The 13651-nt window shown below is 70.1% G+C and carries 12 protein-coding genes and 1 pseudogene; 5 read left to right on the top strand and 8 right to left on the bottom strand.

All coding sequences use genetic code 11. The annotated features are described in order from the left end of the window. Positions 1 to 137 precede the first annotated feature (137 nt). Positions 138 to 356, top strand: a complete 219-nt coding sequence (locus ABZ312_RS20015; protein ID WP_500326081.1) for a PLD nuclease N-terminal domain-containing protein — start codon at positions 138 to 140, stop codon at positions 354 to 356. A 44-nt stretch (positions 357 to 400) separates the two neighbouring features. On the opposite strand, the gene ABZ312_RS20010 is transcribed toward ABZ312_RS20015, so the two are convergent. Together ABZ312_RS20010 and ABZ312_RS20005 are read right to left on the bottom strand one after the other, a co-directional pair. Beyond that, the gene (locus tag ABZ312_RS20010) at positions 401 to 1144 is read right to left on the bottom strand and encodes an SOS response-associated peptidase (protein ID WP_500326083.1); all 744 of its coding nucleotides are present in this window, start codon (positions 1142 to 1144) and stop codon (positions 401 to 403) included. A 137-nt stretch (positions 1145 to 1281) separates the two neighbouring features. Beyond that, a complete protein-coding gene (locus ABZ312_RS20005) occupies positions 1282 to 2145 on the bottom strand; it encodes a helix-turn-helix domain-containing protein (protein WP_500326085.1) in 864 nt (287 codons plus the stop codon). A gap of 187 nt (positions 2146 to 2332) precedes the next feature. Between ABZ312_RS20005 and ABZ312_RS20000 the strand changes: the two genes are divergently transcribed. Further along, a complete protein-coding gene (locus tag ABZ312_RS20000; RefSeq protein ID WP_500438357.1) occupies positions 2333 to 3094 on the top strand; it encodes an SDR family oxidoreductase in 762 nt (253 codons plus the stop codon). A 109-nt stretch (positions 3095 to 3203) separates the two neighbouring features. Here ABZ312_RS20000 and ABZ312_RS19995 read toward each other — a convergent pair whose 3' ends face one another. Together ABZ312_RS19995 and ABZ312_RS19990 are read right to left on the bottom strand one after the other, a co-directional pair. Then, on the bottom strand, positions 3204 to 3623 hold the full coding sequence (locus tag ABZ312_RS19995) for an SRPBCC family protein (protein WP_500438355.1): 420 nt from the start codon (positions 3621 to 3623) through the stop codon (positions 3204 to 3206). A 46-nt stretch (positions 3624 to 3669) separates the two neighbouring features. After that, positions 3670 to 4104: pseudogene (locus tag ABZ312_RS19990) on the bottom strand (aldo/keto reductase); the annotation flags it as partial. An 827-nt stretch (positions 4105 to 4931) separates the two neighbouring features. Here ABZ312_RS19990 and ABZ312_RS19985 point away from each other — a divergent pair. Further along, entirely contained in the window at positions 4932 to 8171 is a 3240-nt protein-coding gene (locus tag ABZ312_RS19985) for a family 78 glycoside hydrolase catalytic domain (protein WP_500438353.1), read from the top strand. A gap of 193 nt (positions 8172 to 8364) precedes the next feature. Here the strand turns inward: ABZ312_RS19985 and ABZ312_RS19980 are convergent, their stop codons facing one another. Next, positions 8365 to 9411, bottom strand: coding sequence for an aldo/keto reductase (locus tag ABZ312_RS19980; RefSeq protein WP_500438352.1), 1047 nt, complete (start codon positions 9409 to 9411; stop codon positions 8365 to 8367). Positions 9412 to 9530: 119 nt separating this feature from the next. On the opposite strand from ABZ312_RS19980, the gene ABZ312_RS19975 reads away from it, so the two are divergent. Continuing rightward, positions 9531 to 10082 carry a TetR/AcrR family transcriptional regulator gene (locus ABZ312_RS19975; protein ID WP_500358434.1) on the top strand — a complete coding sequence of 184 codons (552 nt, stop codon included), beginning with the start codon at positions 9531 to 9533 and terminating at the stop codon, positions 10080 to 10082. A gap of 94 nt (positions 10083 to 10176) precedes the next feature. Here ABZ312_RS19975 and ABZ312_RS19970 read toward each other — a convergent pair whose 3' ends face one another. Next, complete coding sequence (locus tag ABZ312_RS19970) at positions 10177 to 10977, bottom strand: SDR family NAD(P)-dependent oxidoreductase (RefSeq protein WP_500438351.1); 801 nt, start codon at positions 10975 to 10977, stop codon at positions 10177 to 10179. A gap of 87 nt (positions 10978 to 11064) precedes the next feature. Between ABZ312_RS19970 and ABZ312_RS19965 the strand changes: the two genes are divergently transcribed. Then, entirely contained in the window at positions 11065 to 11916 is an 852-nt protein-coding gene (locus ABZ312_RS19965; protein WP_500438350.1) for a helix-turn-helix transcriptional regulator, read from the top strand. Between the two features lie 34 nt (positions 11917 to 11950). Here ABZ312_RS19965 and ABZ312_RS19960 read toward each other — a convergent pair whose 3' ends face one another. Beyond that, on the bottom strand, positions 11951 to 12298 hold the full coding sequence (locus tag ABZ312_RS19960; RefSeq protein ID WP_500438349.1) for a hypothetical protein: 348 nt from the start codon (positions 12296 to 12298) through the stop codon (positions 11951 to 11953). Positions 12299 to 12741: 443 nt separating this feature from the next. Continuing rightward, complete coding sequence (locus ABZ312_RS19955; protein WP_500326100.1) at positions 12742 to 13500, bottom strand: SDR family NAD(P)-dependent oxidoreductase; 759 nt, start codon at positions 13498 to 13500, stop codon at positions 12742 to 12744. Between the last annotated feature and the right edge of the window lie 151 nt (positions 13501 to 13651).

Raw genomic sequence — 13651 nt, 5'->3', positions numbered from 1 at the left:
GTCGTGTCTTCCCTCGTGGCCGTAGGCCGTCCGAGGGTTTCTTCCGCCCCTTGGGATGCCCGTTAATATGACCATCCAGTGGGGCCAGGCCGTGCCGCACACAAGCGAGCAGCCGCCCTTGCACATGAGGTGACCCGATGACGTCAGTGCCGGTCTACGCGATGTACGTAATCGTCGCGGCGTTGTACGTCCATGCCCTGGTCGACTGCATCAGGACCCCTGCCGCACGGATTCGAACCCTGCCCAAGGTGGGCTGGCTGGTCATCATGGTCCTGTTCCCCATCGTGGGCGCCATTGCCTGGCGAAACCTGGGCAAGCGGCCCGCTCCTGTCGAGGTCCGGCCCTCCACCGCCTGAGTCGACTGCTCGCGCTGATCACAGCCCTTCGCTGCCGGGGGGGATCAGCCTTCGAACTCGGAGGCGTCCAAGAGGTGCGGACCGTTGTTCCGGACGCTGTTGACCTTCAGTGACACGGGCCTGACCGACAGGTGGCCATCGGCGGGCGCGGTCAGCAGGGCGCGGAGTTCGTCGGGGTCCTGGTGCTCGGGGTCGAGCCAGGCGTCGTAGTCGGCGGCCGCGATGGTCAACGGCATCCGAGGGTGGACCCGGCCGGCGGCGTCGGTCGCCTCGGTGGTGATGATCGTGCACGTGGCCAGCCAGGCGCCCGGGTCGTCGTCACCGACGACCGCCTTGTTCCGCCACCACTCGTACAGGCCCGCGAAGGCCATGCCCTGGTCACTGCCCTCCGGGCTGACGAAGTAGGGCTGCTTGTGCGCCTTCTTGTCCTCGGTGGACGGGACGGGCACCCACTCGTAGTAGCCGTCGGCCGGCAGCAGGCAGCGGCGCTTGGTGAAGGCACGGCGGTAGGCGGGCTTCTCGTGGACCGTCTCCATCCGCGCGTTGATCATCTTGGAACCGATCGCCGGGTCCTTCGCCCAGGACGGGACCAGACCCCACCGCAGCGGCCGCAGCTGCCGCTCCAGCGCCCCGGTCTCCCGGTCGACGCCCTCGAAGACGCTCCACACCTGGTTGGTCGGGGCGACGTTCCAGTTCGGCGCCACGAGGGCTTCGGGGTTCCATTCGGTGACCCGGAACTGCTTCACCAGGTCCTCGGGGCGTCGGGTGGAGACATAGCGGCCGCACATGCCGACCAGCCTGCCACGTTTCCCTGGGATACCTGTGCGAACCCTGGATGTCGGGGCCCGGTTCAGGTGGCGGCTCCTGCACTGCCCTCCGCTTGGTCCGGTTGCGACGCCGGGACGGCGCGTGAAGGTCAGGAGACCTACGGGTGCGGGCTGTCCGTCGGCCTGTCGGGTGCCGTGCCGGCGGAATCGGTGCGTGAGAGTGCGGCAAGGAGCTGCAGTTTCTCGTCGCTGTCGCCGCCCTTGTCGGGGTAGTAGACGACGAGGATGACATCGCCGATCGCGAGTTTGTCGCGGTGGAGGCGTAGTTCACCGACGACGGGGTGGTTCACCGTGGTCGTGCCACCGTCCAGAGTGCGGACGTCGTGCCGGGCCCAGAGGGTGCGGAAGCGCCGGCTGGACAGTGCGAGCTCGCCGACGAGCTCGACGAACCGGGGGTCGTCGGTGTCGTCCCCGATGGTGGTGCGAAGGGCGGCGACGAAATCGGCGGTGGCTTTCGTCCAGTCCTGCTGGAAGGCTCGCTCCTCGGGATCGAGGAGAAGCGAACGAAGCCGGTTCTGGCCGGGCTGCAGGCGGGGGGAGAGCGCGACGGCCATGGGGTTGGAGGCCAGGACATCGAACGCGCGTCCTTCGACGAACGCGGGGATCTGCAGGTGGGCGAGCAGCTCGTGCACCCGCGCCGGCACGTGCTCGGGCCGGCTGCGGCGCGGCGCCCTGGGGCGTGCCGCCGCGAGGCCGAGCAGATACGTCCGCTCGATGTCGTCGAGCTGCAGGACGCGTGCCAGTGATGCGAGGACCTGCGGCGAAGGGTTCCTGTCGCGGCCCCGTTCCAGGCGCAGGTAGTAGTCCGGGCTGATTCCGGCGAGCAGGGCGACTTCCTCACGGCGCAGGCCCGGGACGCGGCGGTTGCCGCCGGGCGGGAGCCCCGCTTGTGCCGGGGAGACCAGCTCGCGCCGGGCACGAAGGTAGCTGCCGAGCCGGTTGCCGGATTCCTCGTCCTTCATATCGACACCGTAATGCGGTGGGCGTGCCTCAGAGGGGGCCCTGGCAGGACCAGGGAAGAAGGGGGCCCTGCCTCATTCAGCGGATGCCGTCGAGACTTCGGTTGCGCTGCTTCGAAAGAGACAGCGGACATCACTGTCTGCGCCGCGGCCTAGCGCCGTTGGCGCCCTGCACCGAAGGGAGGATCCCGTGGATCTCTCCAATCGCACCGTTCTCATCGTCGGCGGGACCTCGGGAATCGGCCGAGAGCTGGCCCGCCGGTTTGCGGCGGCGGGCAGCACGGTGGCCGTCGGCGGGCGCAGCCCGCAGGCGCTCTCCGACCTCGCCGCCCAAGGCTTCGCCACGTTCGACATCGACGTCACCGACAGTTTCTCCGTAACGGCTGCCCGTGACGCCGTGCTGGCCCGGTACCCCGAGCTGGACACCGTGGTGACGATGTCGGGCGTCATGCTCCTGGAGAATCTGCGCGACCCCGCGCACTTCGAGGCGACGGAGACGACGATCGACACCAACCTGCTCGGCACCATCAGGGTCATCGACGCCTTCACCCCGCACCTGGTCCGGCGGGGCGCCGGCACCTTCATCACGGTCACGTCCGGCATCGCCTTCCTGCCGTTCCCGCCCATGCCCAGCTACGCCGCGTCGAAGGCCGCGGTGCACGCCTACTCCGAGGCACTGCGCGCGCAGCTCGCCGGCACAGGTGTCGGCGTCGTGGAGCTCGTTCCCCCGGCCGTCGCCACTGCGGGCCAGGAGAAGGTGAACCCGCACGCGCTGCCGCTCGACGACTTCGCCACCGAGGTCATGCAGCTGCTCTCCGAGGACCCCACCCCCAACGAAGTCCTCGTGAACGGCGTCCTCATGCACCGCTGGGCCGAGCGCGACGGCACCTACGACGGCCTCGTCGCACAGCGCTCCCAGGCCCTGACCATGCTCCCCGGCCGCGAAGACTGACGCCCGCCCTTCCAGTGAACTGCCGCCTTCATGACGGTCGCGCGGACAGGGCGCCGCAGGATCAGGCCTCATCGAGGGCATCGTGCCCTCAGCGCTCAGGACGGCGCTCCTAGCCACCGAGGGTCTTGACCAAGGCGTCCAGGCCGTCACGGTAGATGCCCGTGAAGAGGTCGACGACCTCCTCGTCCGTGGCTCCGCTCGGAACGAAGCGGCCGGACCACTGGACTTCGGCGGCGTTCTCGTTGCCGCTGATCCCGTAGACCCGCAGGGTCGACAGGTAGTCGACGACCGGGAAGGGCGCCTGCAGGATGTGGTAGGTGTAGTACCGCTGCTCCTCGTCGAACGCCATCAGCCGCTCCACGATGGGGTCACCTTCGGGGTTCTTCAGGTGCCGCACTCGACCACCTTCCGAGAAGGTGCTTTCGGGGATGTACGGCAGCCAGTCGGGCAGCGATCCGAACCCGCCGATCACTTCCCAAACGCGTGCGGGAGAGGCCGGGACGACCCTGCTCACCGATGTGGATGCCATGTCGCTCCTCCAGGACTCGTTGGACGCCTGTTGACGGCGATGCGACCTACGCCCCGCCCGGCAGGGGCGCTATGGGGCTGACCAGGCCGGAGGCACGCAGATCGGCCCAGAACTCGGCGGGCACCTTCTCGTTGAGCGCGGCATGGTCTTCAACGGTGTGGGCGGGCTGGGCCGCGCCCGGGATCACTGCGTCGGCGACCGGGTGCGCCAGCGAGAAGTGCAGGGCGGCGGCCTTGATGGTCACGCCGTGCCTGTTGGTGAGTTCCTTCAGCCGCTCGACCTTTGCCACGATCTCGGGCGGGGCAGTGACGTACTCGAAGTGGGTGCCGTCGGCGAGGATGCCGGAGCTATAGGGACCTCCTACGACCATGCCGACGCCTTGCTCCTCTGCCATGGGCAGCAGTCGCTGCAGGGCGTGCGCATGGTCGAGCAGGGAGTAGCGACCGGCCAGCAGGAACCCATCCGGTTGTGGCTCTTCGAGCGGCTTGGCGACTGGACTTGTTGAGCCCCACCTTCTGCGTCCGACCGGGAGCCGACAGCAGACGGCGGTCGTACAGGGTGCGAAGGCGCCTCGTCCCTTCCACGGCTACCGCCGGCACCGCGTCGAACATGCCGCAACCCTCGGCACCGATGTGCGGACCGTCCGCCGCGACCACGGCTTCTTGGCTGCACCGCTCCACCCGACCGTGGTTCTCCGCGCGAAAGTGGCGGGTGCTCCGGCGGCGCACGCACCACCCCCGAGGGAAGCACGGCTCCCTCGGCGCACTTCGTCCCGGATCATCGTGAAAGCCCGGCTTTCGTATTGCTGCAGGACTGCATGAGAATGACACCCCGCGGCTTGTTGATGACAGATTTCGGGACCGCTTGTTCCGCTGCCCGGCGGGGGCTCGAGGTCGTTCCGTGGCATCGCCCCGCGTACCGCTTCCGGTTCAGCATGTGCCCCCGTAAGACACCCGCCGGGCACACCACGACCTCCGCCGGATCCCGGCACACACGCGCCCCGCGCTCACAAACCCGAGCGCGGGGCGTACCCGTGAGCACGCCAGCAAGGCGGGAACCCACACCGCACAGACCGAAAGTTCACCGGGACGCCGGTCACCCCGACGACCACGCCACGCCACGCCACGCCACGCCACGACGGCAACGCGCCCTCATCCGCCGCAAGACGGGCCTGCCGGCGGCCGCCGACGACACCTTGTCTGCCTCCTGACAGCTGTGGTTGAGTAACACGGGAAACAACTGAAACGATTCATTGCCGGCTTGCGTGCGCGCCGCATGCCGAAGCGTGTGTCATCGATGGGAGCAAGCGTGAGGAAGCGAAGAATCGCTGCCGGGCTGGTGCTGTCACTCGCGGCGGCGTGGGGGCTGGAAGCGGCGCCGGGCGCGGCGGGAGCGCCCGTCCCGGAGCTCCAACAGGGCCCGGCCGCAGGCGGGTCGGCGCTCGCGGTGAGCGGGCTCGAGGTCGAGCACCAGGTCCAGCCCCTGGGAGTCGACGTCCCCCGGCCGAGGCTGAGCTGGCACGTGGCACCGGGCCATGGCGCAGCCGGTCGCACCACCGCCGGGCAAGTGGCCTACGAGGTCGAGGTGTCCACGTCCCGCGGCGGCCGGGCGGATGTCTGGAACAGCGGACGCGTGCGCTCTTCCCGGTCCTTCGACGTCGCGTACGACGGCCCCGCTCTCGCGTCGCGTTCGGGCTACTACTGGCGTGTACGCGTCTGGGACGGGTCCGGAAAGGCGTCGCCGTGGAGTGGCGAGGCGCGATTCGAGACGGCCTTCGTCAACCCCGGTGACTTCCGCGGGAATTGGATCGGGGCCCACGACAAGGCGCCCTCACTGCGGCTCGACGACGCGAGCTGGATCTGGTACCCCGAGGGCGACCCGGCCGACTCGGCTCCCGCCGGGACGCGCTATGTGCGCCGGAGCTTCGACGTGCCCGCCGACGCGCAGATCACCTCGGCGGAGCTGCAGCTCACCGCAGACGACCGCTTCTCGCTGTACGTCAACGGCACCGAGGTGGCGAGCTCTCCACGCGTCGCGGACTCCTGGAGGACGGCGAGCGTGATCGACATCGCCCCCTACCTGCACGCGGGCAGCAATGTGCTGGCGGTCGAGGCGACGAACACCAATCAGGGACCGGCGGGCGTGCTCGGAAGCCTGCACTTGCAGGGGGCAGGCTCGCCCGCCGACATCGTCACCGACAGCGGCTGGAGGGCCTCGTCCTCCGCCGGCGACGGGTGGGAGCAGCCCGGGTACGACGACACGGCGTGGCCGAACGCGCGCGTGGCCGCACGTTACGGCTCGGGCCCCTGGGACCGGTCGGTGTCGGCGCCGCCGCCGCCCGAGACGCTGCTGCGCGACGAGTTCACGGCGAAGAAGCACGTGGCGTCGGCGCGCGCCCACATCGCGGGCCTGGGCTACAACAAGCTCTACCTGAACGGCCGGCGCATCGGCGACCGGGAACTCGAGCCCGGCTTCACGGTGTACGACAAGACGGTCCTGTACTCGACGTACGACGTCACCGACGCCCTGCGCACCGGTGGCAACGCCATCGGGGTCAGCCTCGGGCGCGGCTTCTACGCGATGACCGACCCGGACGAGTGGAAGGCGTCGTCCTGGTGGGGCGAGCCCAAGCTCAAGCTGGAGCTGGACATCACCTACACCGACGGTACGCACCAGCAGGTGGTCAGTGACGACTCGTGGAAGGTGTCCGACGGGCCGACGACCACCCAGTCGCTCTGGTTCGGGGAGGCCTACGACGCCCGCCTGGAGCAGTCCGGTTGGAACGGTGCCGGCTTCGACGACGGCACCTGGCGCCGTGCGCTGACGGTCGACGGCCCGAAGGGCACGCTCCGCTCGGAGAGCTTCCCGCCCGTCAAGGTGACCGACCACCTGAAGGCCGAGCACACCAGCACCCCGGCCGACGGCACGCACGTCTACGACTACGGCAGCCCCACCGCCGGCTGGGCGCGCATCGGGGTCCAGGGACCTGCTGGGGCCACGGTCACCGTCACCTACGGCGAGAAGTTGCGCGCCGACGGCACTGTCGACAACACCGGCGCCTTCGGACTGGGCCTGCAGAAATACTCGTACACCCTGAAGGGCGATGGGGTGGAGCACTACCAGCCGAGCTACAGCTACGCCGGTTTCCGCTACGCCCAGGTCGTCGTCCCCCAGGGGGTCGCCCTCCGGTCGGTCGACGGGATGAGGGTGCACACGGCGGTGGCGTCCACCGGCGACTTCACCAGCTCCAGTGACCTGCTGAACCGCTACCAGGACGCGCAGGCCGACACGATCCTCAACAACCTGCACTCGATCCCGACCGACACGCCCATGTACGAGAAGCGGCCCTACACGGCCGACGGGTTCCTGTACGCCGACTCGGCGATCGCGAACTTCGACATGCAGAACTTCTACGACAGCTGGCTGCGCTCACACCGCGACGACCAGAACGACGACGGGTCCATCGGACCCACGGTGCCCACCACCGAGTCGGGCAAGCAGGTCAAGGATCCGATCTGGTCCGCCAGTTTCATCCTCGGTGCCTGGGACCTGTACTGGTACTACGGCGACACCAAGGCGGTCGCCGACAACTACGACGGCATGAAGGCCTGGCTCGAGCACTACGAGCACGACATCGCCGGCACCGGCGGCATCTACACCGGCTTCAGCTACGGCGACTGGCTCTCCCCGGAGGGCGCCAACGCGCCGGAGGGCACCCGGCTGTCCGGAACCGCGTACATCTACCTCACCGCGACGCGGCTGGCGACGATGGCGAAGGCGCTGGGCCACGACGCGGACGCCCGTCACTTCCGCGCCTTCGCCACACAGGTCAAGGACACCTTCAACGCCACGTTCTACGACCAGGACAAGGAGGCCTACTACGACGACGAGGCCGCGGGCTACCGGCAGACGTCGAACCTGCTGCCGCTGAGCTTCGGCCTGGTGCCCGAGGAACACCGCCGAGCCGTGGTCGACAACCTCGTCGAGGACATCCACGCCCGCGGCGACCACCTGGATACCGGCGCGCTCGGCACCAAGGCGCTCCTTCCGGTCCTCACCGACGCCGGGCATGCCGACCTGGCCTACACGGTGGCGACCAACCCGACCTACCCCGGCTGGGGCTACTGGTTCGAGGGCCTGGGTGCCACGACCATGTGGGAGGAGTGGAACGCGAACTCGCGCTCGCACGACCACGCCTTCATGGGCACGGTGGACGACTGGCTCTACCAGGACGTCGCCGGCATCGAACCCGCCGCGCCCGGCTACACGAAGGTGACGATCAGCCCGCACGCCGTCGGCGACCTGACGCACGCCTCCGCCCACGTCGAGTCACCGCTCGGCCGGATTGCGTCGTCGTGGACCCGTTCGCACGGACGCTTCACCCTGCGCGTCGACGTCCCGGTGGGGGCGACCGCCGAGGTCCTCGTACCGGTGAGCGGCGGGCAGACGGTGCACGCACCCGCAGCCGCAGCGGCCGGCGAACGCAGCGGCGGCACCGCCCGCTTCACCGTCGGCCCGGGGACCCATCTGTTCCGCGTCACGGGGTAGGTGCGATGTCCCAGGTCGTCGGTGACACACGCCGGATGACGGAGAGGCGAGGACCGTCTCGGTTCGGTGGGCATTGCGACAATCCACCGCCGGCCGGTGAGGTCCTCGCCGCGCCCCGCGCTCACGAACCCGAGCGCGGGGCGCACCCGCGGGCACTCCAGCCCGGCGGGGACCCACGCGGCCGGACGCGGCGTCAGACGTTGGCGTAGCCGGGGATGCCGGCTTTGATGCGCTCGAGTTCGCGTACGTCGGAGATGCCCTGGAGGTCGTGGCGGGGGGTGTAGGGGGCTTCCAGGCGGCGGGCTTCCTCGTCGGTGATGTCGAGGTCGAGGGACGCGACGGCGTCGTCGATCTGCCGGATGGTGCGGGCGCCGACGACGGGGGCCGCGACGACGGGGTTGCGGCGCAGCCAGGCGAGGGCGATCTGTGCGCGGGTGCGGCCTCGGGCGGCGGCGATGGCGCCGACCTCGTCGATGATCTGCCGGTCGCTTTCGGTGTTGCCGTAGAGCGTGTCGGCGTAGGCGCCGTCGGTCGCGGCGCGGTCGCCGGTGGTGGCCTGGTCGAAGGGGCGGGCGAGGCGGCCGCGTGCCAGGGGGCTCCAGATCATGGTGGCGACGCCCTCGTCGGCACAGAGCGGGAGCATTTCGCGTTCCTCCTCGCGGGCGAGCAGGTTGTAGTGGTCCTGCAGGGTGACGAACCGGGCCCAGCCGTGACGTTCCTGGAGGTGGAGGGCCTTGGCGAACTGCCAGGCGTGCATGGAGGACGCGCCGAGGTACCGGGCCTTGCCGGACTTCACGACGTCGTGCAGCGCTTCCAGCGTCTCCTCCAGCGGCGTGTCGCTGTCGAGGCGGTGGATCATGAAGACGTCGACGTGGTCGGTGCCCAGGCGACGGAGGCTGTGCTCGACCTCGGTCATGATCGCCTTGCGGGACAGGCCGCCGCCGTTGGGGCTGCCGGGGCGCATGACGTGGCGGACCTTGGTGGTGATGACGACGTCGTCGCGGTCCGCATAGTCCTTCAGCGCGCGGCCGAGGATCTCCTCGCTGGAGCCGTAGGAGTACAGGTTGGCGGTGTCGAAGAAGTTGATGCCCGCTTCCAGGGCGTGCTTGATCAGGGGCCGGCTGGCCTCTTCGTCCAGGGACCAGACGGGGTGGCCGCGGTCGGGTTCGCCGTAGGTCATGGCGCCGATGGCCACCGGGGAGACGTCCAGGCCGGTGCGGCCGAGTTTGATGTAGCGCACGAGGGGACTCCTACAATGGAGGACGACATTAAGCGGAGATCTCTCCGCTTGACCTCGGCCACGTTAACGGAGAGCTCTCCGTTTCGCAACGGACGGCCGTCCGCACGCCTGGAGGACCCATGCCCGACGCCGCACGGCAGCGCTCCGACGCGCTGAAGAACCGGGAAGCCATCCTCCAGGTCGCCCACGACGCGCTCGCCGAATCCCCGGACGCCTCGCTCAACTCGATCGCCAAACGCGCGGGCGTCGGCCCCGGCACGCTCTACCGGCACTTCCCCACCCGGGAAGCGCTGATCCTGGAGGTCCACCGCCGCGACGTCGACCGCCTGGTGGACTCGGTGCCGGGCATTCTCGCCGCCCACGCCCCGCTGGACGCGCTGCAGCACTGGTTCACCACCCTCGCCGCCTACGTACGCATCAAGCACGGCCTCGGAGAAGCACTGCACTCCGCCGCCGCGCAAGAGGTCGTCAGCGCCTCGTGGCCCCCGGTCACCGCGGCCGTGGGCCGACTCCTCGACGCATGCGAACGCGCAGGCGAGGTACGCCCCGGCATCGACCCCGTCGACGTCATCATGCTCATGAGCTGCCTGTGGCGTACCCCCGACAACCCCGAAGGCGCCGCCCAGGCCAAGCGCCTGCTGGAACTGGCGATCGACGGCTTCCGGCCGTAGAGCGGTTCCGTTCACCAAGGGACTCGGTGGCGGGCGGGAGGCAAGGCGACCCCCCGGAGCCGCCCGCGACCGGTCCGTCAGGCGTGTCCAGGCCTCATGCCTGCATGCCGCCGTCGACCGGGAGCACGGTCCCGGTGACGTACGAGGCACGGTCGCTCAGGAGCCAGGCGGCGGCCTGGGCGATCTCGTCGGGGTCGGCCGCACGGCGCAGCGGGGTGCGCGCGTTCAGCTGGTCGACGACGCCGGGTGCGCGGTCGTTCCACTCACGGATCATCTCGGTCAGTGTGGTGCCGGGGGCGATGGCGTTGACGCGGATGCCCTCCGGGCCGTAGGTGACGGCTGCCGACTCGGTGAGGCTGTTGACCGCGCGCTTCATCGCACCGTAGGCAGGCAGTGTGGGGTTGCCCCTGAGGCTGCCGACGGACGAGTTGTTGACGATCGCCCCCGTGCCGGCGGTGGCCCGGATGGCGGCGACCTCGGCGGACATGGCCAGCCACGGACCCTTGAGGTTCACGGCGTAGACGTGGTCGAAATCCGCCTCGGGCACGTGGTCCAGCGGGGCCGGCGGCACGCTGGTCGCCGCGTTGTTGAAGGCGACGTCGAGCCGGCCGTACAGGTCCACGGCGCGGTCGACGGCGGCACGGACACTGGCCCCGTCGGCCAGGTCGCATACCGCGTACCCGGCGGTGCCGCCCGCCGCCCGGATTTCCTCGGTCACCGTCTTGAGCTGGTCCTCCGTGCGGGCCGCGAGCAGCACCCGGGCGCCCTCCCGGGCGAACAGCCGCGCTGCGGCGGCGCCGATACCGCGACCGGCACCGGTGATGAAGGCGACTTTGCCGGCCAGCAGGCCCATGGCGGCGGGGGCGGAGGTGTCGATGGTCTGTGCGTCGTCCATGGCATCGAGCCTGCGTCCGTCCGCGCAGCCCATCCAGGCACCGGCGGTACCTGGATCGGCTTTGGGGCACCGCGCACACTGGACGGCGTGGACAGACGGGAACTCGCAGGCTTCCTGCGCAGCAGGCGTGAGGGCATCACCCCCGCCGACGTGGGTCTGCCCGCCGGGCCGCGCCGCCGCACCCCGGGGCTGCGCCGCGAGGAGGTGGCGCAGCTGGCGTTCATCTCGACCGAGTACTACACCCGGCTGGAGCAGTCCCGCGGCCCGCGCCCGTCGCGCGAGGTGCTCGCCGGTCTGGCCCGGGCCCTGCGCCTGTCGGACGCCGAACGCGACCACCTGCACCACCTCGCCGGCGCCCCGCCCGGCCCGCCCGCCGGGCCCCCGCGTGAAGTGCGGCAGAGCATCCTCGACCTGCTGCGGCGGCTGCCGCACGCCGCGGCGATCGTGCTGTCCGCGACATACGAGGTGATCGCCTGGAACGACCTGGCGGCAGCTCTGCTGGAGGACTTCTCGGCTCTGTCCCGGCCCGAGCGCAACCTGGTCCGCCGTGCCTTTCTCGCACCGCGATCGCGGGAGCGGCTGGTGTACGACCCGTCCGAGGCGGCGGCGTTCGCCCACGCCGCGGCCCGGCACCTGCGTGCCACCGCCGCCCGCTACCCCGACGACCCCGAGGTGGCCGCCCTGGTGGAGGACCTCCTCGCCGGCAGCGCGGAGTTCGCCCGGATGTGGGCCGCCCACGACGTGCATGCCGAGCCCACCCTGCGCAAGACCGTCCACCACCCGCTGATCGGCCGCATCACCGTGAACTGCGACGTCCTCGACATCACCGACCGCGACCAGCAGGTCGTGATCTACACCGCGGACCCCGGCTCGCCCGCGGAGGAGGCGCTGCGGCTCCTGTCGGTGATCGGCACGCAGCGCATGGACGTGTCCGGCTGAGCCGGACCACGGTGGCAGTCCGGTCACGACATGTTCAGACTCCGCCGGGCCGTGCGAGTGACCGCGCGAGGCGCTGCGCCACGTCGTCCACGACGTCGGGCTCGGGTCCGGTCCAACTCTCGAATCGTCCGCCGATCGCTTCCTCGACCAGCGCCTCCCCCGTGGCCGCCGGCACGCCCCAGCGTGCGAGGAACCAGGCGAGCACCTGCTTGCAGTGCCCGTACCACGCATCCCCGGCGCGGGTGCGGTCCACGACACGCGTGACCAGGCGAACGGCAGCACGCTGCCATGCGTGTTGTCTGTCCTCGACCGAGACGGAGTCCAGTCGGTACCGGTCGAAACGCCCGGCCAGGTCCTCCAGCCAGGCGCGCCACTCACACAACGCCGTGGCGACTCTGGTCAGAGTCTCGTCCGGGCTGGTGATCGAGTCCCGTGGACAGCACCAACTGCCGACTGGGCCACCACCGATGTCCCCCTCGTCGTGCCCCCCCAGCGCCAGCCGAGCGCCCAGCGACCGAAGCGCTCGACGAGGGCGCGGGTCATGGCATCCGCCCAAACCTGCCCTTCGCCGTCGGACCAGCCGATCACAGCCGGGTCCGCAGCGGACCCCGCAGGTCGGACGGGCACCTGCCGGGCAGGCCCAAGGGCGGCAACCACCTCGGGGGTCGACGGAGCGTCGAAAGGGTGGAGGCGGGGGTCGACCTCCGCCCAGGTAAGGTCGTAGGGAGCGAGGTCATACGGCACTGGCTAACCCTGTCACAGCAGGCCACCGACCGCTCAAGGTGACCTCACACCGAGCGGCCTCCTGCGATTGAGGGACAACCCTTAGCTGAGGGCGATACCACCGTTGACCTTGATGCGTTCGCCGGTGATGAAGCCGGCGTCCGGTGTTGCGAGGAAGGCCACGGCGGCGGCGACGTCTTCCGGTCGGCCCATGCGTCCCAGTGGCACTTCGGCGGCGTATGCGGCCAGGGAGTCGGGGTCCGCTCCGGCGTGCCGTTCGACCGGGATCCAGCCTGGGGCGACGGTGTTCACGGTGATCCCGAACGGGCCGAGGGCTTGGGCCCAGGACTTGGTCAGGCTGTGCTGGGCGGCCTTGGCGGCAACGTAGGCCGACATCTCGGGCACCGCGCGCTCCAGCACGTCCGAGCCGATCTGGATGATCCGGCCGCCACCGTGCTCGCGCATGGTCGGCAGTACCGCCTGCATCAGCAGTGCGGGGCTCTTGACGAAGAACACGAGCTGGGCGAGATGGTCTTGCCAGGTCACCGTCGCCGGATCCACGTCGGGCTGCGGGCCGGTTGCGTTGACGACGAGAGTGGCAACCGGGCCGAGGCGGGCCGTCACGTCCGCCACGAGCCTGGTGACGGCGGCCTCGTCGGTCACGTCTGCGGCGAAGGCCTCGGCGGTGCCGCCCGCGGCGCGTACGTCCGTCACCACCCGGCGAGCGGCCTCGGCCCCCGACCGGTACACAACGGCCACCGGGTGCCCGTCGGACGCGAGACGTCGGGCGATCACTGCGCCGAGGCCACGCGAGGCCCCGGTGACCAGCGCGGTACCGGTGATCGCTGCACCTTCAGACATGAATGCAGCGTACATGGAGATATGTACGTGACTGGCTCGCGCGGGCACGATGTGACGCGGCAGACAGTTAAGCATCACAACAGTGTCATAAAGGCGCCACATCAAGAGAGCGGCCCTCCCCCGAGATAACGCCAACAGCACGCCCAGATAG

Origin of the sequence: Streptomyces sp. NPDC006207 (assembly GCF_040613835.1) — a bacterium.
In the GTDB taxonomy this organism is placed as follows: Bacteria; Actinomycetota; Actinomycetes; order Streptomycetales; family Streptomycetaceae; genus Actinacidiphila.
Note: the sequence above shows the minus strand (reverse complement) of the source record. Positions and strands in the feature narration are given on the sequence as shown.